The following is a 22,726-nucleotide window of genomic DNA, read 5'->3' as shown; positions in this document are numbered from 1 at the left end:
TCAGCCCATCCAGGCGGGGGTAATTTGCTGCAGCCAAATCGTAATCCTTGTCATTTGGTCGGTATAAAGCAGAATCCCGATGAAAATCATCAGCCCCCCGCCCACTTTCATCAAGGTGGAGGAATAGCGCAAAATCCAACGGGTCGAGCCGATAAAAAATGCCAGGATAAAAAACGGAATGGCAAACCCCAGCGAATAGGCGGTAATGAGCGGAAGCCAGGAATCAGGCTCTGTTGCCGCCAGCATGAGGATCGAGGACAGAATCGGACCAATGCACGGGGACCAGCCTGCGGCAAAGCCGATACCGATCAAAAGCGACCCGATATAGCTTGCCGGCTTGGTTCTTACCTTCATCTTATGCTCCCTCAGCAGCCACTGCGGCTGAAAGATACCCAGCATAAACAAACCCATGGCAAAAATAAAAATAGCGGACAGCTGCCGCATCAAATCGCGGTAGTCGATAAACAAATTGGCAATGGCGCTCGCGCCGAGTCCCAAGCTGTAAAACACGATCGAAAAGCCGACGATAAAGCTTAACGTATGGGTAACCATTTTAAACCGAATTTCACGCGTCGTTTGATCGCTTTTTAACTGATTGACCGAGACACCTGTAATGTAGGACAAATAAGAAGGATACAAAGGCAGACTGCATGGTGAAATAAAGGATAAAAAACCTGCCCAAAGCGCAATCCAGATATTCAATTCCACAGGTCATTCTCACCCCTTTACGGTATTAAGACCTTAATCCTCTTTTGACAAACAAAATGCAGATCAGCATGAAAATCAATACAAGCACGACCGTAGCCCCGGGAGCCAAATCCCAGATGCCCGCCGATGCCAAGCCGATCAGAACCGCCGTCTCCGCGAATAAAATCGACCAGAAGATCGAGTGCTTGAAGCTTCGTGCGACAAGCAAGCTGCATGCGACCGGAATGGTCAGCAAAGAGGATACCAGCAGCGCGCCGACAATCTTGATCGAGACGCTGATCACCAGCGCCGTCAGCATCGTGATCATGATGTTATAGAAGCGCAGCGGCAGACCGCTGACTCCCGCCGCATCCTCGTCAAAGAACAGCAGAAACATTTCTTTATAGTTGATCAGCACAAACGCCGCGACAAGAACAGCTACGCAGCCGACCACCCACAAATCGGTGCTGTCCAACGTATAGATGCTGCCGAAAAAGTAGCTCATGACGTTAATGTTAAAGCCTTTGCCCATCGTAAAAAGAAACGTAGCGAGAGCTATACCTCCCGACATGATAATGGCAATCGACAGCTCCGCATACGTTTTGTAGGCCTTGCGCAGCCATTCGATAGCAAAAGAAGCAAGCAGCGCAAATAACAGCCCTACTCCAATCGGGTACACGTTGATCAAGAACCCGAGGGCCACTCCGGCAATGGACACGTGAGCGAGCGTATCCCCGATCATAGACAGACGGCGAAGCACCAGAAATACCCCCATAAGCGGAGCCGTCAATCCGATCAGCAGGCCGCCAAGCAGCGCCCGCTGAAAAAAATATTCCGTAAATATATCCAACCCTTTTCTCTCCTATCTTCTGAACCAAACCTGCCGCCGCGCCCCAATGCTTATGTCAGTACTTCCATCGTTTCTCTGAGCTGCTGCATGGAGTGGGTCAGATCCGTTTCCCTGCAATTCTCCGGCTCATGCGTGTGCTTGACATAGAAAGACAATCCGCCGTTCTTCTGGGCCGGCTCGCTCCCGAGATACGATTTCATCATATCCATATCATGTGAAACCATAATAAATGTAATATGATGATGCTGGTGCATATGACGGATCATACGGAAAAAACCGGCTTGCGTCTCCGCGTCGATTCCCACGGTAGGCTCGTCCAAAATGAGCAGCTCCGGATTATTCACGAGCGCCCTGGCGAGAAATACCCGCTGCTGCTGGCCTCCGGACAATTGACCGATCCGACGGTCAGCCAGATCCTCGATCCGCATCGCATACAGCGCATCGTCGCATTTATTCCGCTGCTGCTTCGTCAGCCTCCGGAACATGTTTTTCTTTCCGAACAGGCCGGAGGTGACCACCTCCCGGACGGTCGCCGGAAACAGCGGGTTAAGCGCATTCTTCTGCGGTACATACCCGATCCGTTCCCAATCCCGGAAATCCTTGATCGACTGGCCGAACAAGCGAATCTCGCCGGAGGTGGGCTTCAGCAGGCCGACGATCATTTTGAGCAGCGTCGTTTTGCCGGCTCCGTTAGCGCCGATCAGGCCGACAAAATCACGCTCGAGAATCGAATAACTCAGGTTTTGAATCACCGTTTTATTTTCATAAGAAAAAAAGACGTCATCGATCGTAACGATCTCCTGATGACATCCGGATTGAGCATTGTTCAGCATAGCAAAGCTCCTTAGTCGAAGGTCTCCCTTCTATTGTAATGCTTTTAATAAATTATTCAAATTGTTTTGCATAATTGACACATAATCCTCACCTTGCTTGACCTGTTCCTCCGTCAGTCCTTCGATCGGATTGAGGACAAGCGTTTCCACTCCCGCATCGTTGGCCAGCGTCCGGGCCATCTTGTCGGAGACCAGTTCCTCAAAGAATATATATTTGAGCTGGTTGTCTTTTATGAATTTAAGAATGGCCTGCATATCCTTTGAGGTAGGCTCGGCGTCCGCCGTCAGGCCCATGATTGATTTTTGTACCAGGCCGTACTCCTTGGCCAAGTAGCCAAACGATTGGTGCGTCACGACGATTTCTTTCTTGGAGGTGCCTGCCAGCTTCTCTTTGTATTGGTTATGCAGCTCATCCAGCTGATCCGCGAGCTTTTTGAAGTTGGCTTCATAGTCCGCCTGATTCGCCGCATCCACTTTGATAAGAGCGTCTTTCACATTTTGCGCGATGATCTTGGCATTAACCGGGCTTAACCAAACGTGAGGATCCATTCCCGACTCATTATGTTCGTCTTGATGCTCATCCTCGTGCTCGTCTTGGTGCTCATCCTTATGGGCATCCTGCGCAGCGTTGTCATCATGTCCATCGCCTTTTTCCTCATGGCCATGATCATGTCCGTCCTCCGTACCCGGGATGAGCGTAATCCCTTTGCTTGCTTCCACGGCAGTCATACCGGACTTCTGATCCAGGCTGCTTAGCGTCTGATTGACCCAGCCCTCGAAACCCGCTCCCAAATAGATAAACAGATCCGCCTTGGACAAATTGGACATATCCTGACCCTTAGGCGACCAGTCATGAGGTTCAACTCCTGTAGGAACCAGATTGATGACATTCACATGCGCTCCGCCGATTTTGGAAGCAAAATCATACAGCGGATAGAAGCTTGCAACCACATTGATTTTCCCGTCCTCCATGGCTTGCTTCGGCTGGCTGCCGGTGCAGCCCGATAATGCGATGGATAGCATGAGAACAAGAATAAATGGTACAACCGTGCGTTTGTATATCTTTTGAAAAGACATCGGCAAGTCACTTCCCCCTTATGTAAATCGTAATTATTTTTATTATGAATCGACAACGATGATTATACCCCCCTCCCTGCCGGGTTGTCAACGGTAAATGTAGAAATTACGATTGAGCGGTCATATAAAAAAAGACCCTACGGCCGGCTGATCTAACCGGTCCGTAGCGTCAATTGATCGGAGAATGATTTATTCAATTTCAACCGTTCGCCGCTGAACCTTCAAGCAAAGTCCGGGCGCTTTGATACACGTTCCCGGATTCCGGTGGTGAACAACCTTATTTGACCACGGACCCGTTCGGAATCGAATCGGAAACTGTCGCTAAAGTTAATTGATCCCCTTGAGAGGCTGCCAAAATCATCCCTTGGGACAGCTCCCCGCGCAGCTTGACCGGCTTCAGGTTGGTTACACAGATGACTTTGCGTCCGATCATCTGCTCCGGCGTGTAATATTGGGCAATGCCGGAGACGACCTGCCGCTGCTCGAAACCGAGGTCCAACTGCAGCTTCAGCAGCTTGTCGGCTTTCTTTACCGGCTCCGCAGCGATGACCTGCGCCACCCGCAGCTCCACCTTGAAGAAATCGTCGATGGAGATTTCCGGAGCCTTTTCCTCTTCCGCTTCACCCGTTGACGAGGTTGAGGGCGTTTCCGGTTCAGCCGCCTTCGTCCCTCCGCCCATCGAATTGGCGATATAAGCGATCTCTTTCTCCGCTTCAAGGCGCGGGAACATGACCTCGCCTTTGACCACTTGCGTGCCGGAAGGCAGTGTTCCGAACTTGTAGATGGTCTCCCAACCGGTGAGGGACTCTCCTTCGATACCAAGCTGCCGCCACATTTTGCGCGGCGTTTCGGTCATGAACGGCTGCAGCAGTACGGAAACGATGCGCAGGGACTCCGCCAGGCAGTACAGCACCGAACCAAGCACAGGGCGCTTGGCCTCGTCCTTCACCAGCAGCCACGGCTGCGTTTCGTCGATATATTTGTTCGTACGGCTGATCAGCTGCCAAATCAGGGTCAATGCCACGGAGAATTCAAGCTTCTCCATCGCTTCCTCCACTTTGGCGACCGAAGTGCGGACGGTCTCAATCAGGTTTTTATCGTATTCCGTAGCTCCCTCAATGTAAGGCTGCACGATGCCGTTAAAATATTTGTCGATCATCACGACGGTTCTGCTGAGCAGGTTGCCGAGGTCGTTCGCCAAATCAAAATTGACTCTTTCCACGAAGCTTTCCGGCGTGAATGTCCCGTCGGCCCCAAACGGCACTTCCCTCATCAGGTAATAGCGCAGCGCATCCAGGCCGTAGCGGTCAATAAGGGTGACCGGATCGACGACATTCCCTTTGGACTTGGACATTTTGCCGTCCTTCATCAGGAGCCAGCCGTGGCTGAATACCTTTTTGGGGAGGGGCAGGTCCAGCGCCATCAGCATGATCGGCCAAATAATCGTGTGGAAACGTACAATTTCCTTGCTCATCAGATGCACGTCCGCAGGCCAGTACGTTTGAAAACGGCTGTCGTCCCCGCTGCCGTACCCAAGCGCCGAAATGTAGTTGGACAGCGCATCGATCCATACATAAATCACGTGCTTCGGATTACCCGGTACACGGATTCCCCAATCGAAGGTGGTGCGGGACACCGCCAAATCCTCAAGTCCCGGCTTGATAAAGTTATTGATCATCTCATTACGGCGAGATTCCGGTTGAATAAAATCCGGATTTTCCTCATAAAATTGGACCAGCCGGTCGGCATATTTGCTCAGCCGGAAGAAATAGCTTTCCTCCTTTACCCATTCCACCGGACGTCCGCAGTCGGGACATTTGCCGTCCACCAGCTTATTTTCCAGGAAGAACGATTCGCACGGCGTACAGTACCAGCCCTCGTAATGGCCCAGGTAAATGTCGTCCTGCTCCATCAGCCTGGCGAATATTTTCTCTACGGCTTCCTTGTGCCGCGGTTCGGTCGTGCGAATGAAGTCATCATAGGAGATGTCCAGCTTTTTCCACAAATCCTTGATTCCCGCGACGATATCGTCTACGAATTGCTGTGGCGTTTTGCCTGCTTCTTGAGCTTTGCGCTCAATTTTCTGCCCGTGCTCGTCCGTCCCCGTCAAGTACATGACGTCGTAGCCGCGCAGCCGTTTGTACCGTGCGACGACATCACCGGCCACCGTGGAATAGGCATGTCCAATGTGCAGCTTGTCACTCGGGTAATAAATCGGCGTTGTGATGTAAAAACTTTTTTTCTTCGTTTCGGACATGAAGGTTACCTCCCAAAATAGTAAATTGCAATCTTATTCTCTGCGGTAGCTTTATTTGTACAAAAAAAGCCCTCATCCCTTTGGGACGAGAGCTTCTGCTCACGCGGTACCACCCAACTTTCCCCGAACATGTTCGTTAGCAGACGGATGACCATCCGCTGCACGCCGTTCGAGGCTCAGCGGTCGTTGACGACCTTCCGTTAACGCCGGAATTACGATGAAAGCTAGCCAGAGGCATCTTGTCATGACCTGCGCACTTGTACGTGCCAAGTGGCGGTACAGGCGATACGATCCATCGGCTCACCTTCATATCCTCCAGGACCATTTTCCTCTGCATCGGCCCGCCGGTTCTCAGCTCCTCCGGCTCTCTGTGCGGCTTCACGCAAAAGTACTTATCCGTTCATGGGATGTTAAGCCAAATATATCGAAAATCCCCTGCCCGTGTCAAGGCACATGATCTACGCCCCTGGATGAAACGGGTGGCATTTGCATATCCGTTTGACAGCAAGCCATGACCCGCGTGCCGCCCCATGGCGCTCCAGCGCTTCCAGCGCGTAGGCGGAACAGGTGGGATAGAATCGGCAGGTCGGCGGCTTCAACGGAGAGATGAACTTCCTGTAGAACAGCACCCCGCCCCGCAAAACTTGCTTCACCATCGGCGCAGCTCCTTTGCTTTAGAACCGGCAATCGGCCAACGTATAATTTCATGATGCCGCATGATGGGTGCCATGTCAAATCGATCGCTTAAGGATCCGGCGGCATCTTTTCTTCTGCATCACTAAGCTGAAAATCAGCTTAACAGGCTGCGATGCCGCCATTTTTCCCGCTGTTAGATTGATTTTCAGCTTCACAGAGCCCGGTCCCGGAATAATTAAGCACCGGATATTTACAGTTCCTTCCATATCCAAGCTGACGCCAAGCCCTAAGCCGCTCCAAGACAAGCCGTCCTCTCATCCGAGTGCAGCCCTCTGCTCCGCCTCTGCCAGCTGCTATTATGCCTGGCCGTACTACGCCTCGCTCCTTACCGTTTCCTCTATCGCTTTGCCTGCCGCAATCTCCCGCAAAGCAGCTCGGCTGCTCTTGCCCAGGCGCCCGTTTTGGTAATCCAGCATCCGGCCGGCGCCTAATGCCGTGCAGTCCATCGGCTGGTCCGCAATATGCACCGGCACTCCGGTTTCCTTCTGTATCCGCTCGTCCAGTCCGTGAAGCAGCGCACCGCCGCCGCAGAGCAATATGCCCCGATCCATCACATCGCCGGCCAGCTCCGGCGGGCATTTCTCCAATGTCACCCGGATCGCTTCGAGAATGGTCATCAAGAAATCGTCCATCAATGAAGAGATTTCACTAGAGGTCAAGTGAAGCGAACGCGGAAGCCCGTCGATCAGGTCGCGTCCTCTGATATCCATACCTTTCTTCTCGCCATCCGGATCCAGCACCGATCCGATCCGTATCTTGATTTCTTCAGCCGTCCGCTCTCCGATAGCCATATTATAGGTGCGCTTAACATAATCGATGATATCCTTGTCGATGGACATGCCTGCCCGCCGCACGGTATGACTCACTACAATCCCGCCTAGCGAAAGAACCGCCACCTGGCTTGTTCCACCTCCGATGTCAAGCACCAGGCTGCCGATAGGCTCGTCCACCGGCAACCCGGCGCCCAGCGCCGCCGCAAGCGGCTCCTCCACCGCTACCGCCTTCTTTGCCCCTTTATGTATGACCGTTTCCTCTACGGCACGTTTTTGCACATTCGTAATCCCGCACGGCACCGAAATATACACCTGCGAGCTTCGAAACCAGGGAGCGCGCCCCTGAACCTTTTTCACAAAATGCTGCAGCATCGCGCTGGTCACATCAAAATTGGCGATCACACCGTCCATAAGAGGGTAAATAATATCGAGGTTGCCCGGCGTACGCCCGATCATCGCCTGCGCTTCTGTTCCAACCGCAACAATTTCTCCCGTATCCTGACGAATCGCCACCACGGACGGCTCACGCAGAACAATCCCTTTCCCCTGCTGATAAATGACCGTGTTAGATGTACCCAGGTCTATTCCATAAAGCATATCAAATCGTTTTAACATGACGAATTTCCTCCTTCAAGGGCTGTATGAATGGTGGGCAACCGGAGCTCGAATACGGTGCCTTTGCCAATTTCGCTTCGTACGGAGATGGTTCCCCCGTGTAAATCCACGAGCTCACGAACAATCGCAAGCCCCAGGCCGGTACCCCGGTTCTTTTTGCTGCGTCCCCGGTCTACCTTGAAAAACCTCTCCCAAATCATCTCCTGATCATCCGGCGAAATGCCGATGCCCGTATCCGAAACGCAAAGCTGAATAAACCCCGGTTCACTCCGGGCCTTTAACGAGATGCGGCCGTCTTCCGTAAATTTGACCGCATTTTTCACCAGATTTTTCAAAATTTGCTCCAGCCGGTCAGGGTCCGCATAGGCTTTGGGCAGCTCCTCTTCCGCGGACACCTCAATGACCGTGTTTTTTTCGGCGGCCTCCGGCTCAAAAGTCGAAGCCACATGCGACATCACCCGATAAACATCGACCGGGCTTCGGGCCAATGTAATTTCGTTATTTTCCAGCTTGATCAGATCCATGATATCGTCCACCAGCCGGTTCATATGCAGCGTTTCTTTATAAATGATATCGTAATATCTGGGCTTGGCCGCATGATCGATCAGATCGTCCTGCAGCGCCTCCAGAAATCCCTGCATCGCCGTCAGCGGCGTCCGCAGCTCATGGGATACATTAGCGAGAAAATCCTGCCGGATCTGCTCCAGCTTTCTTTTTTCATAATCGATCTTCTCCAGTTTTTCCGCCATTTGATTTATCGTCGCCGCCAAATCGCCGATTTCATCCTTCGACGGAATATTGATCCGCTCGCCGTAGTCGCCGAGTCCGATTTTGGACGCAACCTTATCAATTTCACGCAAAGGACGCGAAATCGACCAGGACAAATAGGAAGCGATCGCTGCGGACAGCATCATTCCAAGCAGCGTAACCCACAGAATCGTCTCCCTCATGCTTGTAATGGTCTGGTTCATGCCGACAACCGGCGCATGCAGAACGATCCCCCCATAGACGACATCGTCCTTTCCCCAAGGGACGGCAACCGACAGCATGGTTTCTTTCAGGCCTTCAAATTGCAGATTTAATGTGGCATCCTCGCCTTGGAGCACTTTCCGGACTATGGAAGGCTCCACGGATTTCCCGATATATACTTCATCTTTACTGGATGTAGCTACAATGCGGCCGCTGCGGTCAAAGGTCCAGATTCGCGTATCGAACGACTGGTCAAAAAAGATCAGCAAATCCTTCATGCGCTCATCGGATTGCTGAAAATTTTGAATGGTCAGATTCACGCGCTTGGCCTTGCGAAGCAGTTCCTCCCGCTGGGTGTCGACAATATAATCCTTGGTCCAAAAAGATAAAAGCAATCCGACCGCACACAGTCCAAGCAGTACCGTAAGCATGTAACTGAATAACAACCGCCGAAAAATGCTCTTATGTACGCCGAAAATCATCGTTCCGCCTCAAATTTATACCCGACGCCCCATATCGTCTGGATACAATCCTTTTTATACGGATTAAGCTTCTCCCGCAGTTTCTTGACATGCACGTCTACCGTACGGATGTCACCGATAAAGTCATAGCCCCACACCTGTTCCAGAAGCTGCTCCCGGGTGTACACCGTTCCCGGAGATTTGGCCATGTGCGTAAGCAAATCGAACTCCTTCGGACGCAGCATAATTTTTTCTTCCCCTACCAGCACCTCGCGACGATCCGGATGAATCGACAAACCGTCAAACGTATAGGTTTGTTCCTGTTCCTCCGAACTTTTTCTAGGCTGCATGCGCCGAAAAATCGCCTTAATGCGCGCGACAAGCTCCCTCGGGCTGAACGGCTTCGTAACATAATCGTCTGCGCCAAGCTCAAGTCCGAGCACCCTGTCGATCTCCTCGCCTTTAGCCGTCAGCATGATGATCGGAATATCATAGCGTTTCAGTATTTCGCGGCACGCCTCGTACCCGTCCAGCTTGGGCATCATGACGTCCAATATAATAATGTCCGGAGATTCTTTTTCTACCATCTCCAGCGCGGCTTCTCCGTCCTGGGCTTCCACCATCTCGATATGCTGCTTTTCGAAATAGAGCCGGATGATCTCCCGTACATTTGGATCGTCATCGGCTACAAGCACCTTCCAGGGATTCATCAATTCAGCTCCTTTTATATATATTGAAGTCCCTATCCTATAGGATTCTCTTGAGCCTTTGAATTTGCGGGGGGAAACAAGAAAAAGGAAGCTATTTCCTCATGTCGGAACATGATGGAAACAGCCTCCAGGGGATCTTACTTGGCTTGTGGAGATTCCGTCGTACCAGCGTCACCGGCACCATCATTCACATCCGGTGCCGTGGACGGAGAGTCTGTGCTTAAGTCACCTTTGTTGGAGTCCGGTGCAGGTGCGGGGGTCATTGTTCCTGTATCGCCGGACGGCGTTGAGTTCGAAGGAACGTCACTACTTGTTCCCCCTTCGCCTGAGCAGCCGGAGAGCAGCCCTAATATCAACATTCCGCCCAGCACACATACAAACCATCGTCTCATGCTCTAGCTCCTTTCCAGAATCGGTGATCGCCTTACAAGCTCTAATATAAGATAAAAACATGTTCAAACTGTGTTGAAACCTTGACCGGAAGTTTAAATAAGTATGATCAAACGGTGAACATTTCGTCCAGACGACAGAATTTGAGCATTTCTAACGAATTCTATAAAAGTGACGATCGAGCGATTTGCTCCAGGACTAACGGCTGCGCAGTATGATATGGGGACTTAGAGGAGCTGAATGCTCTCAATACATATTTCCGAATCACAACATCATAACCACATTGTCATGGAGGGTGAAGACCGTGAACAATTCCAAAGATTTCGTAAAAAATCAATTGAATAAATGGAAGAACGCCGCAGCAGGGCTCCTTTCATCGGGAGGGGAAGCCATGGATACGCATGCCGTTGAACTGGAGCCCGAATATTACGAGAAATGCCGGCAAATGGCCGAAGTACAGAACACAACCGTATCCGCTGTAGTCCATTATATGATTGAACAATATTTTGCCGGCCGTTCACAAGATACCTTGTTCCAAACGACGGCAGATCAGAAAGACAAAAATCCGCTGCTCCAGCTCGACGCGCTAACCAGGCGTAAAGCACCTTATACCCCAGAGGAGGCACAGGAATATGATCTTACATAACGATGCGAATCTTAAGCAGGACATCTTCTTGGAGCAATCCGCCCTGATGGCATTTATGAATCCGGAAGATCCTTATTATTTGAAGGCGCGCACGATTTTCTTCGATATACACGATTTGGATCGGCGTCTGGCGACGACCAACTATGTTATCTTTGAAACGCACCAATGGCTGCGAAACCATTTTGATTTTGCCGATGCGCAATTTTTCCTGAACACCATTGACAAAGCCGTGCAGCAGGGCGTGCTGACCGTCATTCCGGGAAGCCCGGAGCTCGAGCAGGAATCCAAGCGGCTCATCCTTGACTTTCCGAAATCCCAGTTCTCGCTGAATGAAGCCATGACGGCTGTCGTGATGCTGTCTTACCAGTTGAAACGGATTTTCACATTTAATCCAAACTACGCCTTTCTGACCACACTGGACCGGGAGATCAGGCTGCTCCCCAGCATGTGGTAACGTAAATAAGCGCCGCCCCCGATTCACAGTCTTGCACTGTGACCGGGGGCGCTTTTTATTTACAGCCGCAGTCCCGCCGCAGATCTTTACAAAATAAATATCATAAAATACAGGAACATTATGGCATATTTTGCGTCTAAATGAACGTCACAGCTTTAACGGAAGGTATGCTATCCTTTATGACAAGTTTATCAATGACCATGAATTGGGGCGAAGTGGAGAACGCCATCGGCGGCTTGCGGAAGTATTCACGGCTGCTGCGCTGAATTCAGCTTAGCAGCTCGCCCTGCCACCGCTGCCGTCGTTCAAACGGCAAAAAGACCGCGTCCCCCAAAGGAGACGCGGTCTTTTATCCCAGTACGACGCGGTCGTCGGCGAATTTCGCGCCGCGGATGCGCTCGAATTCGTGCAGCAGCCCTTCTACGGTGAGGCCCTGCTTCTCCTGCTCCGGCACATCCAAAATGATGCGGCCCTTGTCCATCATGATCAGCCGGTTGCCGAGCCGGATGGCCTGCTCCATGTTGTGCGTGACCATCAACGTCGTCAGCTTCAGCTCGGAGACGATCTGCTCGGTCAGCGTGGTGATGAGCTCCGCCCGCGAAGGATCCAACGCGGCGGTATGCTCGTCAAGCAGCAAAATGCGGGGCTCCGTGAAGGTCGCCATGAGCAGGCTGAGCGCCTGACGCTCACCGCCGGACAGCAGACCGACCTTCGCGCTCAACCGATCCTCCAAGCCAATGCCGAGCCGGCTAAGCTGCTCCTTGAACATCTTCCTCTTCTTCACGTTCACGCCGATCGAAAGTCCTCTGGGCTTGCTGCGCGCGTAAGCCATGGCCAGGTTCTCTTCTATCGTCATCGTTGGAGCGGTGCCTGCCATCGGGTCCTGAAACACGCGGCCGATCCATGCCGTACGGCGATGTTCCGGCAGGGCTTCGACTTGCTTCCCGTCAATCCATACTTTCCCCAGATCCGGTGTCATGACTCCGGATATGATGTTCATCAACGTAGATTTGCCGGCGCCGTTGCTGCCAATGACAGTAACGAAGTCTCCGTCCTTCAAGTTCAGGTTAATCCGTGACAAAGCCACCTTCTCATCCGGAGTTCCCGGATTAAACAGCTTCGATACGCCTTCGATCTTCAGCATCAGATGCCACCTCCCCGCGCAACATCGGCAGAGCTGGCCTGGTCCAATTCAGCCGCTCTTTTGCGGACAAGCGCTTTTTGGCGCATCGATGCGCGTATCATCGGCAGCGTCAGAGCAATAATGACGATCAAAGCGGTCATCAGCTTCATGTCCGTTGCCTCCACCCCGACGCGCAGCGCCAGCGCTACGATGAGGCGGTAAACGACAGCTCCTAACGCGACCGCAAGCGTCGCGCGAACCACGGTCCGTGCGCCGAACAGCGCTTCACCGATGATGACCGAGGCCAGACCGATAACGATCATCCCCACACCCATCGTAATTTCGGTAAAAGCCGAGTACTGCGCGATCAATGCGCCGGACAAAGCTACAAGTCCGTTGGACAAGCTGACTCCGATGATGATGGTGTTATCCGTATTAACTCCGAAGCTGCGGATCATCCGCGGATTGTCACCGGTTGCCCGAAGAGCAAGACCAATATCCGTACGCAAAAACCAATCGAGTGCCAGCTTGATGACCAATACGGCAATCGGCAGGACGATCAACAGCTTCACGTTCGTAAGCAGCGTATCCATACCGAGCATAGGGATATTGGATTTATCCATAATCCGGAGATTAATGGAATACAGCGCAATCATCATCAAAATCCCGGCAAGCAGTGCGTTAATTTTCCCTTTCGTATGCAGCAGACCTGTACAAACTCCTGCGATCAGCCCACCGAAAAATGCCGCTATCGTAGCAATGACAGGCGAACCGCCGCCAGTAATCATGACTGCGGCAATGGCCCCGCCGGTAGTAAAGCTCCCGTCAACCGTCAGGTCGGGAAAATTCAAAATCCGAAACGTAATGTAAACCCCCAGAGCCATAATGGCGTAGATCATACCTGACTCCAGAGAGCCTGTTAATGCAAGAAGCATTGATCCATCCCCCTGTAAAGAATGAAGAGTGACCCCCAAATGAATAAAAGGTCACCCGGTGCTTTGAATTATTTTGCAGAACCGCTAAGCAAATTTTCCTTGTTCTGCATTTTGCTTTTCATCGAATCCGTAATTTCGACTCCCTGCGCCTTGGCTGCATCTTCATTTATAATCAGATCCAGCTTATCCGGATAGCTCACTTTCATATCCTGCGGCTTGGCTCCGTTTTTGAGGATCTCGACGGCCATTTGGCCAGCTTGGTAACCATGGTCGTAGTACTTAAATCCGTAGGTAGCCAAAGCACCTTTCTCTACCGTATCCCGGTCGCTGGAGAAGAACGGAATCTTCCTGTCGTTGGCAATCTTGATGATCGTTTCTACCCCGCTGACCACCGTGTTATCCAGTGTGATGTAGAACGCGTCGACGCGGCCCACAAGCGATTCGGCCGCTTGCTTTACTTCCGAGCTGTTGGCAACAGCTGCTTTGACGAGCTTGATGTTATGCTTGGCAAGCGCCTTTTCGGCCGTATTCACCATGAATTCGGAGTTGGGTTCCCCTTCATTGACGACGACCCCGACCGTTTTCACTTTAGGGAATTCCGCTGCAATAAAATCCATCAGCTTCGGTACGGCATCCGGATGCGTATCGGCCGCACCGGTCACATTCGCACCGGGCTTATCCAAGCTGGCCACCAGCTTTGCGCTGACCGGATCGGTAACCGCCGCGAACAGCACCGGCGTATCCTTCACGTTCTGCACCACCGCTTGTGCGGTCGGAGTAGCGATGGCGACAACGAGATCTTTCTTATCCGCTGCAAATTTTTGAGCAATGGTCAAATTCGCTGCAGCATCGCCTTGCGCATTCTGATAATCCACCTGCAGATTTTCTTTGTCAACGAAGCCGGCGTCCTTCAGCGCAGCCAGGAAGCCCTCGCGCGTAGCGTTAAGAGACGGATGCTCGACAATTTGGGCTATCCCGATTTTATACACCTTTTTATCTTGTGGATTGGAGGCGCTTCCCGCCGGATCAGATTCGGCGGGCTTTGAGCCGCATCCTGCTGCAGTCAAAACCAAAGGCACGGTTAGAAGCAACGATAAGAGCTTAGTGGATGTTTTCAATGATTATTAAACCCCCTAATATACCGCTATTATGCTTTAAATCAATGCTTTAAATCAATATTGTTTAATTTTATTATGGCTGTTCCAATTCGTCAATGAACAATTATACCTTGGTTCAATATCCCGAGTAACCATTAACAGTATAATGGATAAAATTCCAGATAATTATAGTATTTTTTTCCAAGCCATCCGACGATTAATCCCTAGACCAAAATCGTCATTTTCGTGCTGCTCCCGATTTATCCATACCTTTCTGAAATAGATAGCGCGCGCTTTCACATCAGCGATCTGCGGGCCACCCCGCTCATCGCACCTTACAGTCCTGCATTGCTTGCAACGGCTTCCAAGATCACCCAGCAGGATACGTTCAACCTGTGAAAAGCTGAAGGATCGCGCCCATGACAGCACCGACGGCTACAACGTACAAGGCGGGCAGCTTCCAAAAGACCAGCATGCCGAACAGCACCGCCACGACGGCAAAATCTTCATGACTCAGCACTGCAGTCGTCCAGATGGGATCGTACAGTGCAGCCAGCAATATGCCGACAACGGCAGCATTCATGCCGGCAAGCGCACCCTGCATTCGGGGATGCGTCCGCAAAACGTTCCAGAACGGCAGAGCGCCGACGATAAGCAGGAATGCGGGCAAAAAAATGGCGATCGTCGCGGCCACTCCACCCGTCAATCCTCCGGCTATGGTTCCCGCATAGGAAGCAAACGTAAACATAGGTCCCGGTATCGCTTGTGCGGCCCCGTATCCGGCAAGAAATTCCTCCTTGCTGATCCAGCCCAGCGGTACCATTTCACGCTCCAGCAGCGGCAGGACGACATGACCGCCGCCGAAAACAAGAGAGCCGGCCCTGTAAAAGCTGTCGAATATCGCCACTCCCAGATTGTCCGAAAGCTGCCGCAGGATCGGTAAACCCAACAGCAGAACGGCAAAGAGCATCAAACAAAACATTCCTGCAGTTCGGCTAACCGGGATCTGAAGGCGGTACGGTTCTGCCGTGTTACCGTCGCGGTACCGCCAGGCGCCGAGCAGAGCTGCGGCGGCAATCAGCAGCACTTGCGTCAGCACCGTCTGCCAGAGCAGGCAGACGGCGGCAGTCACAATGGCCAAAGTGGCTCGTGGCCGATCAGGCGCCAGCTGACGGCCCATGCCCAGAACAGCGTGTGCCACGACCGCTACGGCCACCAGCTTCAGCCCGTGAATCCATCCGGCTTCGCCAAGCCTGAAGCCCTGCATGGCGTAAGCAAACACAACGAGGGCTATCACGGACGGAAGCGTAAACCCGAGCCAAGCGATCAAGCCTCCGAGCAGCCCGCCGCGAATCACGCCGATGCCGATGCCGACCTGACTGCTGGCTGGCCCGGGAAGAAATTGACCGAGCGCTACCAAATCGGCATACGCCCGTTCATCCAACCATTTTCGGCGAACGACATATTCTTCCCGAAAATAACCCAGATGCGCGATCGGCCCTCCGAAGGAAGTGATCCCCAGCTTGGCGGATACTCCCAGAATTTCAATGAGGGCAGCAGTCTTGGACTTGGGAAGGTCCGTTTTTCCTTTCGTGTTGGCAGATGAAGACATACAATTAAGTTCTCCTTTGGACTTGATGGATGATCATCGTTTTTTCATCGAAACAAAATTTGATAGGGGTGTTGCCAAGCCAAGTATAGCGCTTTACTCTACTCCCTCTGCCGTTTCAATCCGGGATCGCGGCAGTTTCGGCCCCGATTTCCCGCAAGCGGCAATAAGCATAGGCGATTTTTCAGAGATTCGCATCAGGCTTGCTGGCTCATACGGCAAATGAATCCCTCGCTTGATAAGCAGCACCGGCGCCGACACACTACAAGTATATTCCAGAAACAGAGCGTTGCAAATCGGAAAATTGGCAGACCTGCATACGTTCAGGTAAATGTCCAATGAAGCAAATCTAATTTTCACATGACGTCCCTGGTCGTTTCTTACAAAGAACAGCACCGCCGCCTGCAGCCTAAAAAAAGACCGTCCCTCTTTTGCACGGGACAGTCTCATGGGTTTCGCTGAGCCATTGATCCTTTCGCCTTCACCGATGATGAAGGAACCGACCGGACAATCCTTGAGCCAGACCGCTTCCCCCCTCTATCTCTTAAGTCCGTTCCTTAACCAGATAAGCCAGCGCATTCAGTTCCCCGCCTGCGACAATCAACAGCGCGGAAATATAGAACCAGGAAAGCAGTACAATGACTCCCCCCAAGCTCCCGTACGTAGCGCTATAATGGCCGAAATGGTTCACATAATAAGAGAAGCCCCAGGACGTAAGCTGCCAGCCGACAGCAGCCATGATGGCTCCCGGAAGCACATCCTTGCAAGTAAGACACGTATTGGGAGCTATATAATAAACGGCGGTCAGCACCAGAAATAAAATGACAAAATGAATGACCCAGCGCAGCACATTCCACAGTTGGATCTGGCTCCAGGGCAGATGCAGGCGGGTATTCATCCATTCGCCGATGAGCTGGCCAAACACGCTGAGCAGAAGCGCCAAGGCTACAACCATCAGCATGCCCGCCGTCAGAGCGATGGCCAACATGCGCGAATGAATGAAGCTTTTGCGCGGAGGAAGGCCATAGGCTTTATTGACAGCGAGAACAATGGCGTGCATCGCCGCGCTTGCCGTGACAAGAGAGAAAATGAGACCGAAGGACAACACGCCTCCCCTCTTGAACTCCAGCACATCCTTTAGCTGTTCTTCGATCCCCGCCGCCGCCCCCGACGGAATATACTCTTTGATCAAAAGCAGCACGTCATGCGCGGTGATCGGCAAATATCCCAGGAGACTCATGATAAAAATGAGAAAAGGAAACAGGGAAAAAAGAAAATAATAGGCGCATTGGGCGGCCAGGCTCAGAACGTCATCCTGCACCAATTGATTCCAAAACTCCACGAGAAAATCCCGGACCTTCATGTGCTTTGCCCTCCTGTCTGACACCGCAAGCCGTTCCGTTCACACCTGTCAACCGGGCAGCAAAAAGACTGCGGCATATCACCGCCAAGAGTTTATCGGTAAGTTAACGCCTGTTTGCCCATCGTGACCCAGGTGTCGATAAACGTCTGTTTGTTTACTTTTTGGGCTTTCCGGCCGGTTAACGGATCGTTCACAAAGACATGACCGGGATTAAATCCGACGACGACGACGGCATGCAAATCAAGCGGAGTCCTGATTTCTTCCTGTCCATGCTTCCACGATTCCCATCGGTCGGGCAATTTATAGTCGCCGGTCGTCCATACAACCACCGGTTTACCTTCCCTAAGCTTGGCGATCACATCGTCGAAAGAGCCTCCGGTTAAATTCACAGTACGATCGGGCAAATACTTCATCATCAGCGCTTCAAGCGGCTTTACATAAACGGCATATCCCTTTGTCCGGCCCGTTATATCTCCCACAAAACCATGCTCCGGATTGCCCCAATGGGTAATATCCCCGGATTTTGATTTCACTACCGGATCGTTATCTTTCGGCAATTCAGCCGCCAGCTTCATCTTGTCGGCTTGGATGCCCGCATGCCGCAGCAGCATGGTTAAACTGGTCACTTCACAGCCGAATTTCAATTCCGGGTTTTGAGCAATGATCGGAACATCCAGCATCACTTCATCGGCAGAAGATTCCTGCCCCTGCTGTTTCGTTTCCGGACCGGAAGTTTGGTTGTTCTGTTGACTTTGAATGAGCGCTCCTCCATCGGGGGAAGGATTCGCATGGTTTGTACCGCCCGGATCTGAAGCCTGCTCTTTCGGCTGCTGCGCAGTACAAGCAACGATCAATATCAAAAGGAGCAAACCTAAAATCTGCTTCATCAGGAAACCCTTCCTCCATCTTCATTTTTTTATAGGATAAGCAAAAAGGACCGGATTCATCCGATCCCTGATCCTGATATGAGGGTGGCAACAGTTCGCAATCGCTCTTTGGTTTGAGCCGCCAACCCAACCCAAAGCCCTCCTGCAGGCGTTGTCGTTTACTTGCCCAGCCATTCGATATGTTTGCCGATATGGGAGATGAGCGATTGCTCGTAAGCTTCTTCCTGCTCGCTGAGCGTCCGGTACAATTCGTCCTTAAACAAGGTGCTGCCCCGCTCATCCTTCGCCTGCAGCAAAATACCGTACGTAATATGGATCAATTGACGGGCATTGTCTTCATTCATATACGTATCGGCCAGATCAGCGTCAGACACTTGATCCAGCGGAACGATTTTGCTGATATCGGTCGTCACATGATAGTAGGCTGCCGCTTCTTCAAAATGCTCCAGCGCATACCGGTGCATACGGCGATAGAGGGAAGGCTTCACTTTGGCTGCGGTACGGACCGCTTCTAGCCAGTTGGTGCCCGCCGTCTTGACATGAAAACGGCCGCCGGTGTATTTTCCGATCATCGGGAACACGCTGAATTTGTCGCTGCCGGAGTGAATGCTCAGCTTGTAGCCGAAATCGTCCGCAATGCCGGCATGGATGGGCATTTCTTTTTCGAACTGTTCGATATCGCCGATGTAGTCGATCCCTTTTTGGAACTCGCCGCAAAAGCGGGGCGCCAGACTGTAAATCGTCACTCCTCTGCCGTAAAGCTCCTTCGTAACGAAAAAATGAGATTCAGGCCCCGTCGGGGCGGCCGTCTCATCAATCGAAATTTCGAAGTCAACCTCGCTGTCAGCGTTTTTGATGTACGTGTTGTACACATGCTCCATAAAATCGATGGCCGACCCATAAACCAGCACATTCTTGATCAGCGTTTCGCGGTCGAACGTAATGGAAATCCCCGCAACCCTGAACGTTTGTCCAAGATAAAGCGTTTCGTAATGACTGCGGACATCCGGCCGGAGCCCGGCATACTTGGCTTCCCGCCCGGCAGCGGACAAGTTTTCAATCGAATGATCGATCTTGTCGGAGCAGTCGAGCGTCAGCATGGTAAACCCGAGATCCAACGCCATCCGAATGTCTTCTTCTTTCTTCAAGTGGTCGCCGTCCGCTCCGAATCCGTCCTTGTACCCTTCCTGGAACACGGCATAACAGGCGGCATCCAGCACCTGCTTATAATCGCGTCCCGTCAGAGTCACCTCACGGATGCTTTGCTGCGCCAAAATCGGACGCACATCCTTTCCTTTGACGGCCTTGATGTGACCCGGAGAAGCGATCCCAAGCCGATCGCCCAGTCCGAGGGTGGAGAATTGCGTGCCGAAAGCGCGCGGTTTCGTATAATCAAAGTAACGGTTCAAGACCAAACGGTTATCATGCGTGAGCGGACACAGCTTGGCTCCGTCCTCTATGATCCCCTGTAATTCGTCGAACAGCCGGCCTTTACCCACAGCAAGCAAATATTTCGTATGATCCGCCAGGTCTTTTACCATCACCAGCTTGGTAGAATCCGAGGCTTCCAATGATTGCGTATACACTTTGATATCGCCGCTCTTCGCCGGAACCGCATGACCTGCCGCCAGCGCTTCAGCGATCCGTACAAATTTACCCATATCAGAGCTCCTCCTTATTCCCCTTCTTCTTTTAGAGCATATCGCAAAAATAGTATATAATCTCATCTTTTTTTGCTTATTTTATTGGTAACTATGCATATTTTGCTGTGAACAACCAGAGATGAGAAGGCTGACGAATCCCTGATAAAACGGTGACTAAACTTGTAACTCTATCTTCTGATAAGATATAATTGGTAATCATTGAGACTCGAATTTTGACGGATTTCGGGGGCGATTGTTATTCTTTATTTTGCCGCATTTCTCATGTCCTTTCTCTTGGTCTTTCTGCTTATTCCTCCGCTGAGAAAATTGGCTCTCCGCATCGATTTTGTGGACAAGCCCAAAGAAAATAGCGAACGAAAAATTCATAGAGAACCGATTCCTTTAACCGCGGGCTTGGCCATATTCGCCGGGATTCTCTCAACCTATCTGCTGTTCGTTCAGGATGACTGGAAACGCTCCTTAGCGCTTTTCGTCGGCTCGACGCTCATCCTCGCCATCGGCATGGTGGACGACTGGTACAAAACGCACGGCAAGGAGCTGGCCGCCTGGCCAAAGCTGATCGTCCAGCTCTCGGCGGCAGTCATCATATATGCCTCGGGCGTCGTGTTCTACGGCTTCAACAATCCGTTCACTGGTCAAGATATTCTTCTTCCGGTATGGCTTCAGTTCTTCCTGACGGTCACATGGATATTTGGAGTGACAACCGTCATTAATTTTACCGACGGCATGGACGGTCTGGCGGGCGGATTATCGGCGATTGCCGCCGTGACGCTGTTTATCGTCGCCTTAACCAAAGGCCAGCAGGATTCCGCCGTCATGGCGATTATTCTCGTGGGCGCGGCCCTAGCCTATTTGCGGTATAACAAGCCTCCGGCCAAAGTGTTTATGGGCGATGCGGGCGCCACCCTGTTTGGTTTTCTTCTCGGAGTTATCGCGCTGGACGGAGCCTTCAAGCAGGCTACCGTACTGTCGCTCTTGATCCCGATACTGGCGCTCGGCGTGCCGATCTTCGACAACCTGTTCGTGGTCTTCAAGCGGCTCATGAACGGCAGGCCGATCTATCAGGCCGACGCCACCCAAGCGCACTACCGGCTGCTGCGCAGCGGGTTGAATCCGAAGCAGGTCGTGCTGTTCCTTTGCCTGATCAACGTATGCTTTGGATTAACCTCGATCATATTGCTGCTGTTGACCGTATAAGCCAATAACCCAAAAAAGACCCGAGCCCTATCCCGGATAGGAGCACGGGTCTTTTTGATGGATTTACCGCTGACCTGAAGGCGTTCGTCCCGCTTCACGGCATTAATCATGCTGTCTTACATGGCGGCGGAAGCCCCAACGAAGCAAGTACGGGACGATAAAAAGGATGAATAAGATACGGAACATCTGGTAGGCGACAACGATGGAAACATCGCCTTTTACCGCTGCCGCCGTTACGCCCATTTCGGTCATCCCGCCAGGCGAGGTGCTGAGAAAGGCGGTGACGAAGCTGATCGGCAGCACTTGACTATAGCCAAAGGAAAGCGCCAAGGACAGCAGGACGACGGCGAGTCCGCCTGCGAACGAATAAGGCAGCAGCAGCCGCCAGCCTGCCAGAGCGCTCAACCGGATTCCGAGGCCGAGATAGATGCCGAGACTCCACTGCGCCGCGAGAACCAGCGGTGTCGGCAGATGCGGAGGTGCCATGCCTGCCGCGGTCAGCGCCGCTGCGACAATGATCGGGCCGAGAAACCACGGTGTCGGCATCCTCAAGCGCACAGCGACCAGCGCCGCTGCGATAATGACAGCCACAATGACCGGCACCGCCCAAAGCGGAAAACCTGCCGCCAATACCTCCGCAGGCGGAGGAAGAACTCCCGCTCCGGGAGCTGTCGATTCGGCCAGACCATGCACGGCAAGGAACGGCACAACGAAGATCACCGTCAGCAGACGGATGGTCTGCATAAAGGAGACCACCGTATGATCCGCCCCTTCAATTTCTTCGCTGAGCACGACCATCTGCGACAAGCCCCCGGGAATACTGCCGATCATGCTGCTTTGGAGCGTAATGCCCGTTTGTCGGGCGGTAAACCAGGCACAAGCCAGGCTAAAACCGACAGTGATTACCGTGGCCAGCAGCATGGATGGCAGCTGACCGGCAATTTGACGTGCGCTTTCAGCGGTAAACGAAAGCCCCATGCTGTAGCCCAGCAGAAGCAATCCCGCGTTCCGTAACCCGACCGGCCACTTCAACTCCCTCTTCAGCAGTCCTTGCCACAGCATCACGGCCGTGAGCGGGCCCAGCATCCAGCTGAGCGGAACGTGGAGCAGCGTGAACAGCAGTCCTCCCACAAAGGTGACCGTCAGCGTTTCCGTCAGTTTCAACATGATGAAAACCTTCTTTCACTTAATGGAACATAAAGAAAACCCGTTCAATATCCTCTATATAAGAATAAACTGGATACGGGTTTTGTCAACGGCCGATTACCTCGAACCGCACAAGCTTCGATACCTATATCCTTTGCCCCCTTACGATTCCGGCGACCGCCAATGCAGCGAATCATGGCAGAAACCTCGCGTCCGTACCTTCCATTTCTTGGTTACCCCGGACCGTCCGTCTCCGATGCTGAACGATGAATTGACAGAGTTGAGAA

The 22,726-nt window shown here is 52.2% G+C and carries 22 protein-coding genes; 3 read left to right on the top strand and 19 right to left on the bottom strand.

The window, feature by feature from the left end:
* From EXW96_RS08010 to EXW96_RS07965, 10 genes are all read right to left on the bottom strand, one after another.
* Complete coding sequence (locus EXW96_RS08010) at positions 1-708, bottom strand: cytochrome c biogenesis CcdA family protein (RefSeq protein WP_062408998.1); 708 nt, start codon at positions 706-708, stop codon at positions 1-3.
* Between the two features lie 25 nt (positions 709-733).
* Complete coding sequence (locus EXW96_RS08005; protein ID WP_074729874.1) at positions 734-1,537, bottom strand: metal ABC transporter permease; 804 nt, start codon at positions 1,535-1,537, stop codon at positions 734-736.
* 50 nt (positions 1,538-1,587) lie between these two features.
* On the bottom strand, positions 1,588-2,370 hold the full coding sequence (locus EXW96_RS08000) for a metal ABC transporter ATP-binding protein (RefSeq protein ID WP_054818825.1): 783 nt from the start codon (positions 2,368-2,370) through the stop codon (positions 1,588-1,590).
* A gap of 30 nt (positions 2,371-2,400) precedes the next feature.
* Positions 2,401-3,447: a metal ABC transporter solute-binding protein, Zn/Mn family gene (locus tag EXW96_RS07995; protein WP_174350299.1), complete on the bottom strand. Its 1,047-nt coding sequence runs from the start codon at positions 3,445-3,447 to the stop codon at positions 2,401-2,403.
* A 277-nt stretch (positions 3,448-3,724) separates the two neighbouring features.
* Positions 3,725-5,704 carry a methionine--tRNA ligase gene (gene metG, locus EXW96_RS07990; RefSeq protein ID WP_137670311.1) on the bottom strand — a complete coding sequence of 660 codons (1,980 nt, stop codon included), beginning with the start codon at positions 5,702-5,704 and terminating at the stop codon, positions 3,725-3,727.
* Between the two features lie 136 nt (positions 5,705-5,840).
* Positions 5,841-6,086, bottom strand: coding sequence for a hypothetical protein (locus EXW96_RS07985; RefSeq protein ID WP_174350298.1), 246 nt, complete (start codon positions 6,084-6,086; stop codon positions 5,841-5,843).
* Positions 6,087-6,162: 76 nt separating this feature from the next.
* Complete coding sequence (gene yidD, locus EXW96_RS07980) at positions 6,163-6,360, bottom strand: membrane protein insertion efficiency factor YidD (protein ID WP_174350297.1); 198 nt, start codon at positions 6,358-6,360, stop codon at positions 6,163-6,165.
* Between the two features lie 351 nt (positions 6,361-6,711).
* Positions 6,712-7,788 (bottom strand): rod shape-determining protein, encoded by a 1,077-nt coding sequence (mreB, locus tag EXW96_RS07975; protein WP_174350296.1) that lies wholly within the window; start codon positions 7,786-7,788, stop codon positions 6,712-6,714.
* Positions 7,782-9,239 carry a sensor histidine kinase gene (locus tag EXW96_RS07970; protein ID WP_217437283.1) on the bottom strand — a complete coding sequence of 486 codons (1,458 nt, stop codon included), beginning with the start codon at positions 9,237-9,239 and terminating at the stop codon, positions 7,782-7,784. Before EXW96_RS07970 ends, mreB begins: the two co-directional genes overlap by 7 nt.
* A complete protein-coding gene (locus EXW96_RS07965) occupies positions 9,236-9,928 on the bottom strand; it encodes a response regulator transcription factor (RefSeq protein ID WP_174350295.1) in 693 nt (230 codons plus the stop codon). The genes EXW96_RS07970 and EXW96_RS07965 overlap by 4 nt, the downstream gene beginning before the upstream one ends.
* Positions 9,929-10,622: 694 nt before the next feature.
* Here EXW96_RS07965 and EXW96_RS07960 point away from each other — a divergent pair.
* On the top strand, positions 10,623-10,964 hold the full coding sequence (locus EXW96_RS07960) for a hypothetical protein (protein WP_054818823.1): 342 nt from the start codon (positions 10,623-10,625) through the stop codon (positions 10,962-10,964).
* Entirely contained in the window at positions 10,951-11,418 is a 468-nt protein-coding gene (locus EXW96_RS07955; RefSeq protein ID WP_054818822.1) for a type II toxin-antitoxin system VapC family toxin, read from the top strand. The genes EXW96_RS07960 and EXW96_RS07955 overlap by 14 nt, the downstream gene beginning before the upstream one ends.
* Positions 11,419-11,767: 349 nt before the next feature.
* On the opposite strand, the gene EXW96_RS07950 is transcribed toward EXW96_RS07955, so the two are convergent.
* From EXW96_RS07950 to EXW96_RS07915, 8 genes are all read right to left on the bottom strand, one after another.
* Entirely contained in the window at positions 11,768-12,562 is a 795-nt protein-coding gene (locus EXW96_RS07950) for an ABC transporter ATP-binding protein (RefSeq protein ID WP_062409004.1), read from the bottom strand.
* Positions 12,562-13,476, bottom strand: coding sequence for an ABC transporter permease (locus tag EXW96_RS07945; RefSeq protein ID WP_062409005.1), 915 nt, complete (start codon positions 13,474-13,476; stop codon positions 12,562-12,564). Before EXW96_RS07945 ends, EXW96_RS07950 begins: the two co-directional genes overlap by 1 nt.
* 68 nt (positions 13,477-13,544) lie before the next feature.
* Positions 13,545-14,594 carry an ABC transporter substrate-binding protein gene (locus EXW96_RS07940; RefSeq protein WP_074729878.1) on the bottom strand — a complete coding sequence of 350 codons (1,050 nt, stop codon included), beginning with the start codon at positions 14,592-14,594 and terminating at the stop codon, positions 13,545-13,547.
* A 367-nt stretch (positions 14,595-14,961) separates the two neighbouring features.
* Positions 14,962-16,185 carry a chromate efflux transporter gene (chrA, locus tag EXW96_RS07935; RefSeq protein ID WP_174350294.1) on the bottom strand — a complete coding sequence of 408 codons (1,224 nt, stop codon included), beginning with the start codon at positions 16,183-16,185 and terminating at the stop codon, positions 14,962-14,964.
* Between the two features lie 93 nt (positions 16,186-16,278).
* Entirely contained in the window at positions 16,279-16,542 is a 264-nt protein-coding gene (locus EXW96_RS07930; protein WP_139170788.1) for a hypothetical protein, read from the bottom strand.
* A gap of 184 nt (positions 16,543-16,726) precedes the next feature.
* The gene (locus EXW96_RS07925; RefSeq protein ID WP_174350293.1) at positions 16,727-17,545 is read right to left on the bottom strand and encodes a YihY/virulence factor BrkB family protein; all 819 of its coding nucleotides are present in this window, start codon (positions 17,543-17,545) and stop codon (positions 16,727-16,729) included.
* Between the two features lie 92 nt (positions 17,546-17,637).
* A complete protein-coding gene (locus EXW96_RS07920; RefSeq protein ID WP_174350292.1) occupies positions 17,638-18,432 on the bottom strand; it encodes a C39 family peptidase in 795 nt (264 codons plus the stop codon).
* A gap of 158 nt (positions 18,433-18,590) precedes the next feature.
* Positions 18,591-20,093 carry a tagaturonate epimerase family protein gene (locus EXW96_RS07915; protein WP_174350291.1) on the bottom strand — a complete coding sequence of 501 codons (1,503 nt, stop codon included), beginning with the start codon at positions 20,091-20,093 and terminating at the stop codon, positions 18,591-18,593.
* 264 nt (positions 20,094-20,357) lie between these two features.
* On the opposite strand from EXW96_RS07915, the gene EXW96_RS07910 reads away from it, so the two are divergent.
* Positions 20,358-21,293 (top strand): MraY family glycosyltransferase, encoded by a 936-nt coding sequence (locus EXW96_RS07910; RefSeq protein ID WP_074727558.1) that lies wholly within the window; start codon positions 20,358-20,360, stop codon positions 21,291-21,293.
* Between the two features lie 102 nt (positions 21,294-21,395).
* Here EXW96_RS07910 and EXW96_RS07905 read toward each other — a convergent pair whose 3' ends face one another.
* On the bottom strand, positions 21,396-22,460 hold the full coding sequence (locus tag EXW96_RS07905; RefSeq protein WP_174350290.1) for an AbrB family transcriptional regulator: 1,065 nt from the start codon (positions 22,458-22,460) through the stop codon (positions 21,396-21,398).
* Positions 22,461-22,726: the final 266 nt, after the last annotated feature.

Source organism: Paenibacillus sp. JMULE4, assembly GCF_013337105.1.
GTDB classification, from domain to species: Bacteria; Bacillota; Bacilli; order Paenibacillales; family NBRC-103111; genus Paenibacillus_G; species Paenibacillus_G naphthalenovorans.
The sequence above is the reverse complement of the archived record's forward strand: the minus strand, read 5'-3'. Positions and strand labels throughout refer to the sequence as shown.